Source organism: Prochlorococcus sp. G4PB17 (genome assembly GCF_059772445.1).
In genome coordinates this window covers 1118986-1134260 of sequence record NZ_CM186288.1, presented here as the reverse complement: position 1 = coordinate 1134260, position 15275 = coordinate 1118986, and the positions used below count along the sequence as shown (strand labels likewise).

21 protein-coding genes and 1 tRNA gene are annotated in these 15275 nt (G+C 37.7%); 20 read left to right on the top strand and 2 right to left on the bottom strand.

Going from position 1 to position 15275, the window contains the following annotated elements; genetic code table 11:
* Positions 1 to 91 precede the first annotated feature (91 nt).
* The 18 genes from rplE (at position 92) to prfA (ending at position 10928) form a co-directional block, all read left to right on the top strand.
* The gene (rplE, locus tag AC6EJB_RS06730; RefSeq protein ID WP_413678650.1) at positions 92 to 631 is read left to right on the top strand and encodes a 50S ribosomal protein L5; all 540 of its coding nucleotides are present in this window, start codon (positions 92 to 94) and stop codon (positions 629 to 631) included.
* Positions 632 to 650: 19 nt separating this feature from the next.
* Positions 651 to 1052, top strand: coding sequence for a 30S ribosomal protein S8 (gene rpsH / locus AC6EJB_RS06725; protein ID WP_269611567.1), 402 nt, complete (start codon positions 651 to 653; stop codon positions 1050 to 1052).
* Positions 1053 to 1069: 17 nt separating this feature from the next.
* Positions 1070 to 1609 (top strand): 50S ribosomal protein L6, encoded by a 540-nt coding sequence (gene rplF / locus AC6EJB_RS06720; RefSeq protein ID WP_498490576.1) that lies wholly within the window; start codon positions 1070 to 1072, stop codon positions 1607 to 1609.
* A 33-nt stretch (positions 1610 to 1642) separates the two neighbouring features.
* On the top strand, positions 1643 to 2011 hold the full coding sequence (rplR, locus tag AC6EJB_RS06715) for a 50S ribosomal protein L18 (protein WP_498490575.1): 369 nt from the start codon (positions 1643 to 1645) through the stop codon (positions 2009 to 2011).
* Between the two features lie 14 nt (positions 2012 to 2025).
* Positions 2026 to 2652: a 30S ribosomal protein S5 gene (gene rpsE / locus AC6EJB_RS06710; protein ID WP_498490574.1), complete on the top strand. Its 627-nt coding sequence runs from the start codon at positions 2026 to 2028 to the stop codon at positions 2650 to 2652.
* Between the two features lie 5 nt (positions 2653 to 2657).
* Positions 2658 to 3110: a 50S ribosomal protein L15 gene (gene rplO, locus AC6EJB_RS06705; protein ID WP_498490573.1), complete on the top strand. Its 453-nt coding sequence runs from the start codon at positions 2658 to 2660 to the stop codon at positions 3108 to 3110.
* Between the two features lie 63 nt (positions 3111 to 3173).
* Positions 3174 to 4493 carry a preprotein translocase subunit SecY gene (secY, locus tag AC6EJB_RS06700; RefSeq protein WP_498490572.1) on the top strand — a complete coding sequence of 440 codons (1320 nt, stop codon included), beginning with the start codon at positions 3174 to 3176 and terminating at the stop codon, positions 4491 to 4493.
* A gap of 21 nt (positions 4494 to 4514) precedes the next feature.
* Positions 4515 to 5066: an adenylate kinase gene (locus AC6EJB_RS06695; RefSeq protein WP_498490571.1), complete on the top strand. Its 552-nt coding sequence runs from the start codon at positions 4515 to 4517 to the stop codon at positions 5064 to 5066.
* A 41-nt stretch (positions 5067 to 5107) separates the two neighbouring features.
* The gene (rpmJ, locus tag AC6EJB_RS06690; RefSeq protein ID WP_011295453.1) at positions 5108 to 5224 is read left to right on the top strand and encodes a 50S ribosomal protein L36; all 117 of its coding nucleotides are present in this window, start codon (positions 5108 to 5110) and stop codon (positions 5222 to 5224) included.
* 115 nt (positions 5225 to 5339) lie between these two features.
* The gene (gene rpsM / locus AC6EJB_RS06685; protein ID WP_498490570.1) at positions 5340 to 5705 is read left to right on the top strand and encodes a 30S ribosomal protein S13; all 366 of its coding nucleotides are present in this window, start codon (positions 5340 to 5342) and stop codon (positions 5703 to 5705) included.
* A 62-nt stretch (positions 5706 to 5767) separates the two neighbouring features.
* The gene (gene rpsK, locus AC6EJB_RS06680) at positions 5768 to 6160 is read left to right on the top strand and encodes a 30S ribosomal protein S11 (RefSeq protein WP_269611556.1); all 393 of its coding nucleotides are present in this window, start codon (positions 5768 to 5770) and stop codon (positions 6158 to 6160) included.
* A gap of 51 nt (positions 6161 to 6211) precedes the next feature.
* Positions 6212 to 7150, top strand: a complete 939-nt coding sequence (locus AC6EJB_RS06675; protein WP_498490569.1) for a DNA-directed RNA polymerase subunit alpha — start codon at positions 6212 to 6214, stop codon at positions 7148 to 7150.
* Positions 7151 to 7187: 37 nt separating this feature from the next.
* The gene (gene rplQ, locus AC6EJB_RS06670) at positions 7188 to 7538 is read left to right on the top strand and encodes a 50S ribosomal protein L17 (protein WP_498490568.1); all 351 of its coding nucleotides are present in this window, start codon (positions 7188 to 7190) and stop codon (positions 7536 to 7538) included.
* Positions 7539 to 7608: 70 nt separating this feature from the next.
* Positions 7609 to 8418, top strand: a complete 810-nt coding sequence (gene truA / locus AC6EJB_RS06665; protein ID WP_498490567.1) for a tRNA pseudouridine(38-40) synthase TruA — start codon at positions 7609 to 7611, stop codon at positions 8416 to 8418.
* 222 nt (positions 8419 to 8640) lie between these two features.
* Complete coding sequence (gene rplM, locus AC6EJB_RS06660) at positions 8641 to 9093, top strand: 50S ribosomal protein L13 (RefSeq protein ID WP_498490566.1); 453 nt, start codon at positions 8641 to 8643, stop codon at positions 9091 to 9093.
* A complete protein-coding gene (rpsI, locus tag AC6EJB_RS06655; RefSeq protein WP_498490565.1) occupies positions 9090 to 9497 on the top strand; it encodes a 30S ribosomal protein S9 in 408 nt (135 codons plus the stop codon). The genes rplM and rpsI overlap by 4 nt, the downstream gene beginning before the upstream one ends.
* A 37-nt stretch (positions 9498 to 9534) precedes the next feature.
* The gene (gene rpmE, locus AC6EJB_RS06650; protein WP_498490564.1) at positions 9535 to 9795 is read left to right on the top strand and encodes a 50S ribosomal protein L31; all 261 of its coding nucleotides are present in this window, start codon (positions 9535 to 9537) and stop codon (positions 9793 to 9795) included.
* A 35-nt stretch (positions 9796 to 9830) separates the two neighbouring features.
* Entirely contained in the window at positions 9831 to 10928 is a 1098-nt protein-coding gene (gene prfA, locus AC6EJB_RS06645; RefSeq protein WP_498490563.1) for a peptide chain release factor 1, read from the top strand.
* A gap of 6 nt (positions 10929 to 10934) precedes the next feature.
* Here the strand turns inward: prfA and AC6EJB_RS06640 are convergent, their stop codons facing one another.
* Positions 10935 to 11441 (bottom strand): HNH endonuclease, encoded by a 507-nt coding sequence (locus AC6EJB_RS06640; protein WP_498490562.1) that lies wholly within the window; start codon positions 11439 to 11441, stop codon positions 10935 to 10937.
* An 83-nt stretch (positions 11442 to 11524) separates the two neighbouring features.
* Between AC6EJB_RS06640 and alr the strand changes: the two genes are divergently transcribed.
* Together alr and AC6EJB_RS06630 are read left to right on the top strand one after the other, a co-directional pair.
* Positions 11525 to 12727: an alanine racemase gene (alr, locus tag AC6EJB_RS06635; protein WP_498490561.1), complete on the top strand. Its 1203-nt coding sequence runs from the start codon at positions 11525 to 11527 to the stop codon at positions 12725 to 12727.
* A gap of 60 nt (positions 12728 to 12787) precedes the next feature.
* Positions 12788 to 12876, top strand: a tRNA-Ser gene (locus AC6EJB_RS06630).
* A gap of 490 nt (positions 12877 to 13366) precedes the next feature.
* On the opposite strand, the gene AC6EJB_RS06625 is transcribed toward AC6EJB_RS06630, so the two are convergent.
* The gene (locus AC6EJB_RS06625) at positions 13367 to 15250 is read right to left on the bottom strand and encodes a tetratricopeptide repeat protein (RefSeq protein WP_498490560.1); all 1884 of its coding nucleotides are present in this window, start codon (positions 15248 to 15250) and stop codon (positions 13367 to 13369) included.
* Positions 15251 to 15275: the final 25 nt, after the last annotated feature.

Genomic DNA, 15275 nt, shown 5'->3' with positions numbered 1-15275 from the left:
TTAATTCACTATTCCTTTGTCTGAATTAACTACAGCAGACTTTTTTCCCTACTTCAATTCTGACCAAGACCAGAATTAATTTTTCCCAGCTATGTCACTAAAAACCCGCTATCGAGAGACAATTAGACCCAAGCTTTTAAAAGACCTCGGTCTAAAAAACGTTCATCAAGTTCCTAAAGTGCAGAAGGTCACTTTAAACAGAGGACTTGGTGAGGCTGCATCTAATTCAAAAGCTTTAGAGGCTTCTTTAGCTGAAATGGCAACAATTTCTGGGCAAAAAGCTCTTGTGACAAGGGCCAAGAAAGCAATTGCGACCTTTAAGATTAGACAAGGAATGCCAATAGGCTGTGTAGTCACACTAAGAGGTGATCGCATGTATGCCTTCTTGGAAAGGTTCATCAATTTGGCACTTCCAAGAATCAGAGACTTTCGTGGCGTGAGTCCCAAAAGCTTTGATGGCCGAGGAAATTACACCATTGGAGTCAAAGAGCAACTTATCTTCCCTGAGATTACTTTTGACAAAGTCGACTCTATTAGAGGCATGGATATCACAATAGTGACAAGTGCTTCCTCTGATGAACAAGGTAAGGCTCTTCTTAGTGAAATGGGAATGCCCTTCCGTAAAAAATGAGTTTGATTAGCTAAATACTATGGCCAACCACGATCCAATTTCAGACATGCTCACTCGCATAAGAAATGCAAGTGAAAAACGTCATGAAAAAACCAAAGTTCCTGCTTCTAGAATGTCTCTTAGTATCGCTAAGGTTCTTCAGCGTGAGGGATTTATTGCAGAAATCAATGAAGAAGGAGAAGGCTTTCGAAAGCAGCTCATTCTTGGATTGAAATATACTGGTAAGCATCGCTCACCTATTATTCGTTCAATGCAGCGAGTGAGTAAACCAGGCTTGAGGATTTATAAAAATACTCGAGGATTACCAAAAGTTTTAGGAGGTCTTGGAGTTGCAATAATTTCGACCTCTAAGGGAGTCATGAGTGATCGTGATGCACGCAAGCAAGGTGTTGGAGGAGAAGTCCTCTGCTACGTCTGTTGATTGATTAGGTATTTATTATGTCTCGTACTGGAAAAAAACCAATCTCCCTTCCTGAAAAGGTAGATGTCAAACTTGAAGGACTTTCCATAACTGTAAAAGGTCCAAAAGGTGAACTGAAGCGCACTCTTCCAAATGGAGTAAGCCTAAGCAAAAATGACAATACCCTAGTTGTTAAACCTATCAATGAAAAGAGACAATCCAGGGAAATGCATGGATTATGTAGATCTCTTGTGGCTAATATGGTTGAAGGAGTTAGTAATGGTTTTACAAAAAAACTTGAGATTGTTGGTGTTGGCTCAAGAGCTCAAGTAAAAGGAAAAACTCTTGTTGTTAGTGCCGGTTATAGTCATCCAATTGAGGTTGTCCCTCCTGAAGGAATAACTTTTAAAGTTGAAAATAATACAAATGTGACTGTAACTGGACCAGATAAAGAATTAGTTGGCAATGAAGCTGCAAAAATAAGAGCAATTAGGCCTCCAGAACCCTACAAAGGTAAAGGAATCAAATATGAAGGAGAACAGATAATTAGAAAAGCTGGTAAATCTGGCAAAGCTTAATTTTTGCTTTTTTGTCTTTTAAATCCTTAAGTCATGTCAAAACTTTCTAGAAAACAACAAACCCAAAAACGACATAAACGCTTGAGAAGAAACTTAAGCGGAACAGAGGCTCGCCCAAGGCTTGCTGTTTTTCGTTCAAACAACCACATCTATGCTCAAATAATAGACGATGATGCTCAAAACACTATATGTGCTGCATCAACTCTTGATAAAGACTTAAAAGCTACTCTTAAAGTTAATGCTGGAAGTTGCGATGCTTCTACAGCAGTAGGAGAACTTGTTGCAAAAAAAGCTTTATCAAAAGGCATCAAACAAGTTATCTTTGATAGAGGTGGGAACATCTATCATGGCAGGGTTAAAGCTCTAGCCGATGCTGCCAGGATGGCAGGCTTGAACTTTTAATCATTGCTTTCATAATGACAGACTCTAAAAACCAGTCCCAAAATAAAAGAACCTCCGGATCATCAGATGCTCCCCCTGCAGCTGATGGTAGACAGGAAAATCGTCGCAACAGAGGCGAAAAGCGAGGAGGAAGGAGAGATAGAAGAGGCCAAGAAAGAGACTCCGAATGGCAAGAACGTGTTGTGCAAATTAGAAGGGTTTCTAAAACAGTTAAAGGGGGAAAGAAAATGAGTTTTAGGGCAATAGTCGTAGTTGGCAATGAAAAAGGTCAAGTTGGCGTAGGAGTTGGAAAAGCTGGAGATGTAATTGGTGCTGTGCGTAAAGGCGTAGCAGATGGGAAAAAACATTTAGTTCGTGTTCCTTTAACCCGCAATAGTTCAATACCAACTCTTTCAAATGGAAGAGACGGAGCGGCCAGTGTGTTGATTCGTCCTGCAGCGCCTGGAACAGGAGTAATTGCAGGAGGTTCAATTCGTACTGTTTTAGAGTTGGCTGGAATCAAAAATGTACTTGCAAAGAGATTAGGTAGTAAGACACCACTCAACAATGCTCGTGCTGCAATGGTTGCACTAAGTGAATTGCGAACTCACAAAGCCACAGCAAAAGAGCGTGGAATTTCACTTGAGCAGATTTATTCTTAAAAATCATGATTATTAAATTAGAAACTCTTCAGTCAAATAAAGGATCTAGACGTAAAAAAATGCGTAAAGGTCGAGGCATCGCCGCTGGCCAGGGAGCAAGTTGTGGCTTTGGGATGAGGGGGCAAAAATCTAGATCTGGAAGACCGACTCGGCCAGGGTTTGAGGGTGGTCAGATGCCTTTGTATAGGCGAGTTCCAAAACTCAAGCATTTCCCGATAGTCAATCAGAAAAACTTTACTGTTCTCAACGTTTCAAGCTTGAATTCTTTGAAAGATGGAACTGTTGTTAACCTAGATTCTTTGGTAAAGGAAGGTATCCTTACAAAGCCCAAAGATCCCCTAAAAATCTTAGGTAATGGAAAATTGGAAGTTAAATTGACAGTTCAAGCTGCAGCATTTACCTTAACTGCTAAAAAGAAAATTGAAAAAGTTGGCGGTTCATGTGAGGTGTATACTTAATTTCTTTATGACTAAAAATAAAACTTCTATAAATTAACTTAAATAATTTATTATTATTATTAAATGTTAATAAGTCGCGGTCGAAACCCAAGCGCAGGTGAAGTAATAACCCAGCTTTTTACTAATGAAGAGCTAAGGGGAAGAGTCATCACAACTCTAGGTTTATTGTTGATTGTTCGATTAGGAATTTACATTCCTATGCCTGGAATAGATAGAGAGGCTTTTAAAACTTTTATTGATCAGGGAGGGCAATTGATTGGATTTCTCGATATTTTCACTGGTGGTGGTATTTCAACTTTGGGCATTTTTGCACTAGGGATTCTTCCATTCATTAATGCCTCAATAATTATCCAGTTGCTTACTGCCTCATTACCTCAATTGGAGGATCTGCAGAAGAATGAAGGAGAGGCAGGAAGAAGGAAGATTGCTCAAATTACTAGATATGTTGCTTTAGGTTGGGGATTAGTTCAAAGTACAGTTTTTGCATTAATTCTTAGACAGTATTCAGTAGAGGGACTCGGCGAAACCGAATTTGTCATTCAAACATCCTTGGCATTAGTTACGGGATCTATGATTGTTATGTGGCTTAGTGAAATTATTACTGAAAAAGGGATAGGCCAAGGAGCTTCATTAGTTATTTTCCTGAATATTGTGGCAACTTTACCTAAGGCACTAAGTTCTACAATTGAAAAAGCTCAAACTGGAGATAGAGCTGACGTTCTTGGAATAATAATTCTTTTGATGGTGTTTTTAATAACAATCGTAGGTATTATTTTTGTTCAAGAAGGAGCGAGAAGAATTCCAATAGTCAGTGCCAAAAGTCAGATGGGAGGGACTGCGCTATTGCCAACAAGACAAAGCTATCTTCCTCTGAAATTAAATGCAGGGGGTGTCATGCCGATAATTTTTGCATCCGCTTTGATTTTTCTTCCAATAACAATTGCGAATTTTACTCAAAATCCCTTACTTATTAAAGCTGCTAGTTCACTCAATCCGGGTTCGTCAAATCCTTGGCCATATGCAATCACTTTCTTTGCTTTAATATTGGGTTTTGCATATTTTTATGCCTCTTTAACAATTAACCCAATAGATATTGCATCTAATTTAAAAAAAGGTGGTGTTGCAATTCCAGGTGTAAGGCCAGGAGGCTCTACAGCTACTTATCTTTCAGGCGTTCAAAATCGTCTAACCTTACTTGGTGGATTATTCCTTGGGTCAGTAGCTATTGTCCCTGCTGCGGTAGAGAGAGCAACTAATGTTCAAACTTTTCAAGGTCTTGGAGCAACTTCATTATTGATTTTGGTAGGAGTCGCAATAGATACATCCAAGCAAGTTCAAACTTATGTTATTTCTCAAAGATATGAAGGTTTAGTTCGCCAATAAAATTTTTAGTATGATTTTCCTATGAAAAAAAAATTATTATTCCTTGGTCCTCCAGGAGCAGGTAAAGGGACGCAAGCAAAACTATTTTGTGAAAAGTATGGATTAGATCATCTTTCAACTGGAGATTTACTTAGAGATGAGGTCTCCTCTGGATCTGTTTTAGGGGTTAAAGCTGCGGAGGTTATGAATAAAGGAGAGTTAGTAAGTGATGAATTGGTTCTCTCAATTGTTGAGAGAAGATTGGAAAAAATTAAGCAAGGTTGGTTGCTAGACGGTTTCCCAAGAAATGTTAATCAAGCAAATGCGCTAAAACAACTTTTAGTCAAAATCAATCAACCTATGGAGGCAGTTGTATTAATAAAAATTGCAGATGATTATTTAACTAAAAGGCTTTTAGCAAGAGGAAGAGAGGATGATACTGAAGGAGTAATCATTAATAGGCTCAAAATCTACAGAGAAAAAACTGCTCCCCTGATTGATTTGTATACAAATCAAGGAATTCTTGAGGAGATAGATGGTAATGCTGACATAGATGTTGTGTTTTCATGTATTGAGAAAGCTTTAGGCACATGATGTAGTAAGCTTAATGTTTGGAAATAGGAGAGTCTAGCCAAATGAAGGTCAGATCCTCAGTCAAAAAAATCAGTCCTGACGATCAGATCGTGAGGCGCAGAGGCCGAATCTATGTGATCAACAAGAAAAGGCCTCGTAACAAACAGCGTCAGGGATAATTCCTGACTTTTCTTAGAAGTCTTAAACGATTAATTTTCTTTTCGTTTACTTCTCAAATAAGAGTCATCTTTAAATTATGATGACTTTAATTGTCCTCTTCGATTTATTCCCTAAGTGGCACGGATTGCAGGCATCGACATACCTCGTGAAAAGCGGGTTGAAGTTGCCCTTACATACATCTATGGTATTGGCTTGAACAGAGCCCAGAATATCCTCGAAAAATCAGGAGTCAATCCTGATATTCGTGTAAAGGATTTAGACGATAGTGATGTTCAGAAGCTCAGAGCGGTTACTGAAGAGTTCACTCTTGAAGGAGATTTGAGGCGCCAAGAAGGAATGGCACTCAAAAGACTTCAGGACATTGGATGTATACGTGGACGTAGGCATAGAATGAGTTTGCCGGTTCGTGGACAACGAACTAGGACCAATGCTCGTACTCGTAGAGGGGCGAGAAAAACTGTTGCAGGAAGAAAGAAATAATTTCTTAAGTCTCCTGCTTACAACTTGTTAATTTTTAATTCTTTTAAATAAGTCACAGCCTAATGGCTACAACCTCAAAGAAATCCGGTTCTAAGAAGTCTAAGCGCAATGTTCCAAATGGAGTTGTGCATATTCAAAGTACCTTCAATAACACCATTGTCTCCATTACTGACACATCAGGTGAAGTTATTTCCTGGTCATCAGCAGGAGCAAGCGGATTTAAAGGAGCTCGAAAAGGCACACCTTTTGCTGCTCAAACTGCGGCTGAAGTTGCCGCTAGAAGAGCCCTAGAGCAAGGGATGCGTCAAATAGAAGTACTTGTAAGAGGACCAGGCTCTGGTCGTGAAACCGCAATACGGGCGTTGCAAGTAGCTGGACTTGAAATTACTTTGATTAGAGATGTAACTCCTCTTCCTCATAATGGTTGTAGGAGGCCTAAACGCAGACGCGTTTAAATTCTATTCACTTAAGTGAAACTTTCTTTTCTTTCCACATCGCATTAGACCGTGTTGCAATACCAGATTGACAGGATCGACCATCAAGTTTCTAATGATCGTTCCCAAACAGGTGTCTTCCTAATTGGACCTCTTGAAAGAGGTCAGGCTACAACTCTGGGTAATTCTTTACGAAGAGTCTTAATGGGCGGACTTGAGGGCAGTGCAGTCACTGCTGTAAGGATCGCAGGTGTCAATCACGAATATGCAACAATTCCAGGAGTAAGAGAAGACGTTTTAGATATTCTTTTAAATTGCAAACAAATTTCAGTAGATAGTCGCAGTCAAGAACTTGAAATAGGAAGACTTGTGGTTACTGGTCCTGCTGAAGTCAAAGCAAAGGATATTCAGTTTTCTTCTCAAGTTGAAGTTGTTGATGGTGACCGTCCAATAGCAACAGTTCATGAGGGTCATAACTTAGAACTTGAATTGCATGTAGAGAGAGGTATTGGTTATCGACCAGTCGATAGAAGAAACGAAGAGACAAGTGCAATTGATTTACTTCAAATTGACGCTGTATTTATGCCCATAACTAGAGTCAATTTTACTATTGATGAAACAGCTGTAGCAGAAGGAGGTTCTACTAGAGAACGATTAAAAATGGAGTTAGTCACTGATGGATCAACCTCTCCAGACGATGCATTGGCTGAAGCTGCAAATCAATTAATCGAACTTTTTCAACCTCTTGCCACGGTATCAATGGTAGAAGAGATTCCTGAAGAGCCTGAGCCTGCGGCTGAGGCTCAAATACCCCTTGAGGAGTTAAACTTATCAGTAAGAGCTTACAACTGCCTAAAACGTGCCCAAGTGAATTCTGTTTCAGACCTGATGGGTTTCAGTTATGAGGATTTGTTGGAAATTAAGAACTTCGGTTCTAAATCTGCTGATGAAGTTATTGAGGCTCTAGAGAGAATAGGAATTTCTATTCCGCAAAGTAGAACTTCTGCATAACTTTCGGTTTTTATTACCACATTTCAAAGCTAATCCAATGCGTCATCAACGTCGAATACCCCAACTGAGTCTTCCTGCTGACCAAAGGAAGGCACTTCTAAGAGGATTAACTACTCAATTAATTCGTGAGGGTAGAGTTACAACAACCAAAGCTAGAGCAAAAGCCTTGAGAGATGAAACTGAAAGAATGATTACTTTGGCTAAGGATGGAAGTCTTGCTTCAAGGAGAAGAGCCATAGGATATGTATACGATAAGCAATTAGTTCATGCTCTTTTTGAAAAGGCTCAAGAAAGATATGGAGATCGTCAAGGTGGGTATACAAGAATCGTTAGAACAACTCCACGTCGTGGTGATAATTCTGAAATGGCCATAGTTGAACTTGTGTAGGACATTTAATCTTCTTCTATGAAATTTAGAACTATAACTTTGTTAATTAATTTATTTGTTTTAATCTAATTTGATTAAGAGAATTGCACTTGTTATTCAATACGATGGATCAGTTTTTAGTGGTTGGCAAAATCAAAAAGATCGTATAACTGTTCAAGGAATTTTAGAAGAAAAAATTGCAGAAATAGATCCAATTAGACCAGTCAAAGCTATAGCGGCAGGTAGAACTGATGCAGGTGTTCATGCTTCTGGGCAGGTTGTTCATTTTGATTGTGTTGGACCAATTCCCTTTCACAAATGGGCTTCAGCATTGAATGGAAGACTCCCTAAATCTATTAAAGTTCTTGAAGCTGTTAATGTGCCAAGAAATTGGCATGCTTGCTATTCGGCAAAATACAGAAGGTATAGATATTCTATCTTTAATAGTTCTTGTCCAAACCTTTTTATCCAAAACGTCTGTTGGCACAAATATAGAGTTCGATTAGATATAAATTTGATGAAGGATGCATTGAATGACTTAATTGGTTTGCATGATTTCGCCGCGTTTCAAAAAGCAGGAAGTAATAGGTCTAATTCATTTACAACGGTGCAAGAAGTTTCTATTCGTCGTGATGGGGACATAGTTACAACTGAAATACAGGCCAGTGGCTTTTTGTATGGAATGGTAAGACTTTTGATGGGACAATTAGTGGCTGTTGGAGAAAAGAGACTGACTCTTGATCAATTTAAATGTAGATGGAGAGAGCGTTTGCGTTCAGAGGTTAAGGAAGCTGCTCCTCCCCATGGACTTTGTTTGATTAGAGTTGGCTACGATGAAATAATATTTTCAAAAGAGAAAAGTTTTGACACTTTTCCAAGCTTTACCCTGCCAATAATTTAATTCTTATATAAATTTGACTATGTAAAAATTGAATAAAAAGAAACTTGGACTTTTATTAAATCTGCAATTTAAATTTTATGAGTACAAAAAGGCCAGATTTCAGCCATGGAAGTGTAGAATCAATTTCCTGAAGAATCAGATCAATTATTTGACTTGATAACTTCCTTAAACAGTATTATCAACACGATAATGCTTATTCAGCGTTAAAAGTGTTCAGGTAAAATGAACAAGACATCAGTTCCATCACCGGATTCAATTGATCGCCAGTGGTTTTTGGTGGATGCAGAGAATCAGACTCTTGGTCGACTAGCAACTGAAGTTGCTAGTGTATTAAGGGGTAAAACAAAGCCAAATTTCACCCCTCATTTAGATACTGGTGATTTTGTTATTGTCGTAAATGCAGAAAAGATTAAAGTTACTGGCAAAAAAGCTGAGCAAAAACTTTATCGACGACACTCTGGGCGTCCAGGAGGAATGAAAGTTGAAACTTTTAAGGCTCTTCAATCTAGAATTCCAGAGAGAATAGTTGAAAAGGCAATCAAAGGGATGTTGCCTCACACAAGGTTAGGAAGGCAACTATTTACTAAACTCAAGGTTTATAAAGGCTCTGACCATCCTCATTCAGCCCAAGAACCTAAAACCCTTCAATTAAATTATGAATCTGTTTCGAAATGACTAGTTCCACAAATAAAGTAGTTTACTGGGGGACTGGTAGACGTAAGACATCTGTAGCGAGAGTAAGGTTAACCCCTGGCAAAGGTGAAATCACCATTAATGGTCGGCCTGGCGATCATTATTTGAATTTTAATCCTGCTTACATATCTGCTGTTAAAGCTCCTTTAAAAACTTTAGGCCTTAGTGAATCATATGATGTTTTGGTAAATGTTTATGGAGGGGGTTTGACAGGTCAGTCTGATGCTATAAAGCAGGGCGCTGCCAGGGCTTTATGTGACTTGTCACTTGATAACCGTAAGCCTCTTAAAGTAGAGGGTCATCTTAGTCGTGATCCTAGGGCTAAAGAGAGGCGTAAATATGGTCTCAAAAAAGCTCGTAAAGCTCCACAATTCTCAAAGAGATAATTTTACTTTTTATCTTAAATCTTGCTCTTTTCTTAACATGCCTAAATCAGATATACATCCAACTTGGTATCCAGAAGCAAAGGTTATTTGTAATGGAGAAGTTGTAATGACAACAGGTTCTACCCAGCCTGAAATTCAGGTGGATGTTTGGAGTGGAAACCATCCTTTCTTTACAGGCACCCAGAAGATTTTAGATACTGAAGGAAGAGTTGATAGATTTATGAGAAAATATGGTATGGCTTCATCGGACTCAAGCGAAGAAAAAGATAAATCTCCAAAAGAAAAAAAAGAAAGTTGATATCCTTTGATCTAAAGATTTAGGGAATACAAAGAATGGATTCTTCAACCCTAATAAAACGATTAGAAACAGCTAAAAGTAGTTTTCAAAACTTGGAGTTGCAACTGGCTGACCCAGATGTTGCATCAGATCCCAAACAACTAGAAAAAATTGCCAGAGAACGATCTCGTTTAGAGCCTTTGGTTAACGATTTTTTGAAACTCCAGATTATAGAAAAAGAATGTAAAGAGGCAAAAAGTTTAGTTAAAGAGAGTAAAGATGATAAGGAGATGGAACTTTTGGCTAGAGAGGAACTTCAAAATCTCGAATTATCAAAAAGCGAATTGATTCAGACATTGACTTTAGCACTTTTACCAAAAGATCCTAGAGATGAAAGGAGTGTAATGCTTGAGATAAGAGCAGGAGCAGGAGGCAGTGAAGCTTGTTTATGGGCTGGAGACTTGGCAAGAATGTATGAGAGATATGGGCAAAAATTGGGGTGGGTTGTAAAACCCATAAGTTCGACAGAAGCGGATGTGGGTGGTTTTCGAGAAATGATTATTTCAGTGAAAGGGGATTCCGTTTATAGCCAATTAAAATTTGAAGCAGGCGTTCATAGAGTTCAAAGAGTTCCCTCAACTGAATCACAAGGACGAGTGCATACCTCAACTGCAACTGTTGCTGTAATGCCTGAGGCTGATCCAGTCGAGGTAATAATTGAATCTACGGATATAGAAATTAGTACAGCCAGGTCAGGAGGTGCTGGGGGACAAAATGTTAATAAAGTTGAAACAGCTATTGATTTATTTCATAAGCCCACAGGTATACGAGTTTTTTGTACTCAGGAACGTTCTCAATTGCAAAATCGAGAGAGAGCTATGGAAATTTTAAGAGCCAAATTATTAGAGTTAGAGATTGCAGAGGCGAATGCAAAAGAGAGATCTGCTCGATTATCTCAGGTTGGGACAGGAGATAGAAGCGAAAAGATACGAACATATAACTACAAAGATAATCGTACAACTGATCATCGATTAGGAATTAATTTTCCTCTTGAACAAGTTTTAGCAGGTCAACTTGAGGACATTATTGGTGCATGTATTGCAGAAGAACAAAAAAGGCAAATGGAAGAGCTTAGTAATCAATCTTCAGACTGAAATCTGTCAAGCTACCCACCCAATCACGTATTTCCCCCATTCTTTATTAAGACCAGAATGAATTTGTTTAGTAGTTTCGAAACTCATGTTGTTTAAAGGCTTATAAGGCTTTTTCATTAATGGCATTTTTGCTTCTTCTGGAGTTCTATTCCCCTTCATGACATTGCATTGAAGACAAGCGGTTATGACGTTTTCCCAATTATCAGAGCCTCCTCTGCTTCTAGGTAAAACATGATCAATAGATAGTTTTTTGTTTTTTTGACCACAATACTGGCAGCAATTATTATCTCTTTGGAAGATGTTTTTACGCGAGAGAGGAATGTCACGGTATGGAACCCTAATGAATTGCCTCAACCTAATTACTGTTGGAGCTTTAATATTTTGTCTAATATTGTGAGAAGCATCTTCTTCAAGGCTCTCAGCCTTGCCTTTAAGCATTAAAACTGTCGCGCGACGCCATGAAGTGATGTTCAATGGCTCATAGGACGCATTTAAAACAAGAACCTGACCCATGGACGCAGGCTATTTAGGAGTCATGCTAGTGGTATTACAAACTTGTTGCAGTTTTCCTTATTACATTCACTGAATGTGGAATTATGCCAAACCTATCTGCGAATGAAAAATTTATCTCTTTTGGTGAGACCCCAAAAAATATAATTAACGCAGATCCGTGTAGTCGCGCATGGATAGAGGTTAATCCTCAAGCGATTGAAAATAATTCTAGAGTTTTGAAGAACTTTCTCGGCAAAAATTGCTTATTAATGGCAGTAGTTAAAGCTGATGGGTATGGACATGGTGCCAAAACAGTAGCAAAAGCTGCATTAACTGGAGGTGCTGATAGCCTTGGCGTTGCAACGCTAGAAGAGGGAATTGAACTACGCGAAGCTGGTTTAAATTGTCCGATATTGATTCTTGGAAATCTTACAAACTGGGAAGAACTTTATGCCTGTCTTCACTGGAATTTACTCCCAACAATTAGTGGAATTAGAGAAGCAATTATTTGTAATAATATCGCTGAAAATAAAAATAAAAAATTCATTATTCATTTAAAAGTTGATACAGGTATGACAAGACTTGGATGTAACTTAAATGAAGTTTTAGAAGTGGTTCAAAAAATTGATTGTTTAGAGAATATTACTTTGCAAGGTATATATAGTCATTTGGCTCTTGCTGATCAAGAAGAGCAAAAGCTAAATGGAAAAAAAAGTTATACGCAAATTCAACTAAATAGATTTAATAAGGTAATAAAGGATTTAGGTGAAAGGAATAAATCACTGTGTAGACATTTGGCAAACTCTGCAGGAACACTTTCTGATGCGCGTCTTCACTTTGACATGGTTCGTGTAGGTCTGAGTTTGTATGGATATTTTCCTAATAGAGATTTTGAGTCTGATTTAAACCTAAATCCAGCCTTAAAAGTTTATGCAAGAATTACCTTGATTAGAGATGTTCCAAAAGGCACAGGGGTTGGCTACGGTCACTCTTTCATAACAAAAAGGAAAAGTAGACTCGCTGTTGTGGCTATTGGGTATGCGGATGGAGTGAATAGGGCTCTTTCAGGAAAGATATCAGCCTCGATTGGTGGCGTTTTAGTTCCTCAAGTTGGTGCAATCGCAATGGATCAAATGGTGTTTGACGTTACTTCACTACCCGATATCAAAGTTGGTCAAGTTCTAACTCTTCTTGGAATAGACGGTAAGGAGGTTATTTCTCCACATACTTGGAGTGATTTATCTGGATCAATTCCATGGGAAATACTTTGTGGATTTAAAAATCGACTTCCAAGAGTTGTCATTTAACATCTAAAGAGGATCACAATATATTCTTTTGGATCTTTTCCTTGATAAGGTATTGATCATGGAGAGGTGGCTGAGTGGTTGAAAGCGGCTCCCTGCTAAGGAGTTACAGGAGGTAACTTCTGTCGAGGGTTCGAATCCCTCCCTCTCCGTTCTTATTTGGTGTAAGAGAGTTTCAAGCAGTTCTAAACAGATTAAAAATACAGTAGTAGTAAAGGTTTAGAGAGACAAAGAGTTTCAAGCGTTCCCTTAGTGTGCCATAGAGATCGGAAATGTGGAGGGGGATTTTGAGAACTCAGTAGGAGAAAGAGATCTCAGGTATGTCAATCGGTTTCACGCTCGTGGAGGGGGGTTTTTGCTGCGTGGAGGGGGATTGAAGTTTCTTAGGTGGATATGTCTGGTCTGTTTATTGCTTAAGGCATTAAAAAACTACCAAGCAGGTGCTTTTACTATAAGAGAAATTGGATTCCTTACTCTATGTATTCTTTATATGTAGGAACATATTATTAAAGCATAATTATTTAGTAAACTTTTAAGTATTACTTGTAATGGGAGAATACTTTTGTCTTTTAATAAGATAATCTAAGATTATATTATTAATCTAGCTGAGAAAGTAGTATTTAATAGTATAATTTAGTTAATTTATAATAAGTAAAAATTAACTACTATAACAACTCTATCTTTCTTCCCATTATAATGTACAGAATGTAATCTAGATGCTGGAAAAATAACTATCATTCCCTCTTCGGGTAGAAAATCTTTATTTGGATTATGAAATTTCAATATACCTTTATCTTTGCTACTTTTGTCACCTATAGATAAATAATAAACTAAACTAAACTTTTGTTTTTCTATGTCAAGCTGAGGTATTCTGTCTACTCTATTTAAATGTCCGTGGATTTTACTACCCCCTCCAACCCCATCTTTTGGTACGATTATATTGAAAAAGGATTCAGTAATAGATATTTCCGAATTAAAATATTCACTTAGTTTTCTTATTAAATCTTTCTGAAAATATTTTAATATTGGGATATCATTCTCGAATAAAGAATAGTCTGATCCTTGGATATTCCCATAGATTGGGCGTGAAGATTCTTTGGTTTTAAGTGAATATAACTTTTGAATTAGCTCTTCTTCGACAGATCTATGTAAAACAATTGGATTCCAATCGAATTGATCATCGAATAGAGATTTTGTTATATTTTCTACTCGCAGGTTTTTAGGCTTTTTCTTCTTTCTTCCTTTCAGAATCGCCCGCAAGGAATTAATTTGTCTATTATTTTGTTCTAATCTATAAGCTGATTCTAGTGTTTTTAATGAAGAATTTATATCTCCTTGAGCAAACTGGTTAATGCCTAAGTTTAATTTCCACTTTGCTGAGTTAGGTTCAAGATCAATTGCTCTGCGAGTTGATACTTCTGCTTCTTGTAATTTGCCCATATCAATCAATATGAGTCCTAGATTGGAATAAGCCTCTGCGAAATGAGGATTAAGTTCAATTGCTTTGCGTTGAGATAATTCTGCTTCTTTTAATTTGCCCTGATCACTCAATATGTTTCCCAGATTGTAATGAGCCTCTGCGAAATGAGGATTAAGTTCAATTGCTTTGCGATGAGATAATTCTGCTTCTTTTAATTTGCCCTGATCACTCAATATGTTTCCCAGATTGGAATGCGCCTGTGCGTAATCAGGTTTAATTTCAATTGCTTTGCGATGAGATAATTCTGCTTCTTGTAATTTATCAAGATCTTTCAATATGTTGCCCAGATTTAAATGCGCCTCAGCTAAATCAGGTCTAATTTCAATTGCTTTACGAGTAGATAATTCTGCGTCTTGTAATTTGCCAAGATCTTTCAATATGTTTCCCAGATTGGAATGCGCCTCTGCGAAATCAGGATTAATTTCAATTGCTTTGCGATGAGATAATTCTGCTTCTTGTAATTTATCAAGATCTTTCAATATGTTGCCCAGATTTAAATGCGCCTCAGCTAAATCAGGTTTAAGTTCAATTGCTTTGCGATGAGATAATTCTGCTTCTTGTAATTTACCAAGATCTTTCAATATGTTGCCCAGATTTAAATGCGCCTCTGCGAACTCAGGATTAAGTTCAATTGCTTTGCGAGTAGATAATTCTGCTTCTTGTAACTTGCCAAGATCAATCAATATATTGCCTAAATTATAATGTGCCTCTGCTAAATCAGGTTTGATTTCAATTGCTTTGCGAGTAGAGATTTCTGCGTCTTGTAATTTACCTAGACCTTGTAAAATTGTTCCATAATTAGAAAAAACTAGGTGATTATTAAAACCTTGCTTTATACAATACTGATAATATTTCGCTGCTTCTGAAATATTGCCTTGTGAATGAAACTTAAATGCTTGATTGATTATTTGTTCTTTAGAAGGTTTAGAAGGAGTATTAGTAGTAATAGTGATATTGTCTTTATTTTCCCCTAAAGGAAATGGAACAGGGAATGTTTTGACTTGAGGTATATTCTTTTTTCCTTGATCCTTATCACTAGATTCCATTATCTTCTAAGAACTTCTGTATGAA

Coding starts and splice junctions, on each gene's coding strand:
- rplE (WP_413678650.1), top strand. CDS start 92: ATGTCACTAAAAACCCGCTATCGAGAGACAATTAGACCCAAGCTTTTA.
- rplM (WP_498490566.1), top strand. CDS start 8,641: ATGAACAAGACATCAGTTCCATCACCGGATTCAATTGATCGCCAGTGG.
- rplF (WP_498490576.1), top strand. CDS start 1,070: ATGTCTCGTACTGGAAAAAAACCAATCTCCCTTCCTGAAAAGGTAGAT.
- AC6EJB_RS06640 (WP_498490562.1), bottom strand. CDS start 11,441: ATGGGTCAGGTTCTTGTTTTAAATGCGTCCTATGAGCCATTGAACATC.
- rplQ (WP_498490568.1), top strand. CDS start 7,188: ATGCGTCATCAACGTCGAATACCCCAACTGAGTCTTCCTGCTGACCAA.
- rpmE (WP_498490564.1), top strand. CDS start 9,535: ATGCCTAAATCAGATATACATCCAACTTGGTATCCAGAAGCAAAGGTT.
- secY (WP_498490572.1), top strand. CDS start 3,174: ATGTTAATAAGTCGCGGTCGAAACCCAAGCGCAGGTGAAGTAATAACC.
- AC6EJB_RS06625 (WP_498490560.1), bottom strand. CDS start 15,250: ATGGAATCTAGTGATAAGGATCAAGGAAAAAAGAATATACCTCAAGTC.
- rplR (WP_498490575.1), top strand. CDS start 1,643: ATGTCAAAACTTTCTAGAAAACAACAAACCCAAAAACGACATAAACGC.
- rpmJ (WP_011295453.1), top strand. CDS start 5,108: ATGAAGGTCAGATCCTCAGTCAAAAAAATCAGTCCTGACGATCAGATC.
- AC6EJB_RS06695 (WP_498490571.1), top strand. CDS start 4,515: ATGAAAAAAAAATTATTATTCCTTGGTCCTCCAGGAGCAGGTAAAGGG.
- rpsH (WP_269611567.1), top strand. CDS start 651: ATGGCCAACCACGATCCAATTTCAGACATGCTCACTCGCATAAGAAAT.
- prfA (WP_498490563.1), top strand. CDS start 9,831: ATGGATTCTTCAACCCTAATAAAACGATTAGAAACAGCTAAAAGTAGT.
- rpsK (WP_269611556.1), top strand. CDS start 5,768: ATGGCTACAACCTCAAAGAAATCCGGTTCTAAGAAGTCTAAGCGCAAT.
- rpsI (WP_498490565.1), top strand. CDS start 9,090: ATGACTAGTTCCACAAATAAAGTAGTTTACTGGGGGACTGGTAGACGT.
- alr (WP_498490561.1), top strand. CDS start 11,525: ATGCCAAACCTATCTGCGAATGAAAAATTTATCTCTTTTGGTGAGACC.
- rpsE (WP_498490574.1), top strand. CDS start 2,026: ATGACAGACTCTAAAAACCAGTCCCAAAATAAAAGAACCTCCGGATCA.
- rplO (WP_498490573.1), top strand. CDS start 2,658: ATGATTATTAAATTAGAAACTCTTCAGTCAAATAAAGGATCTAGACGT.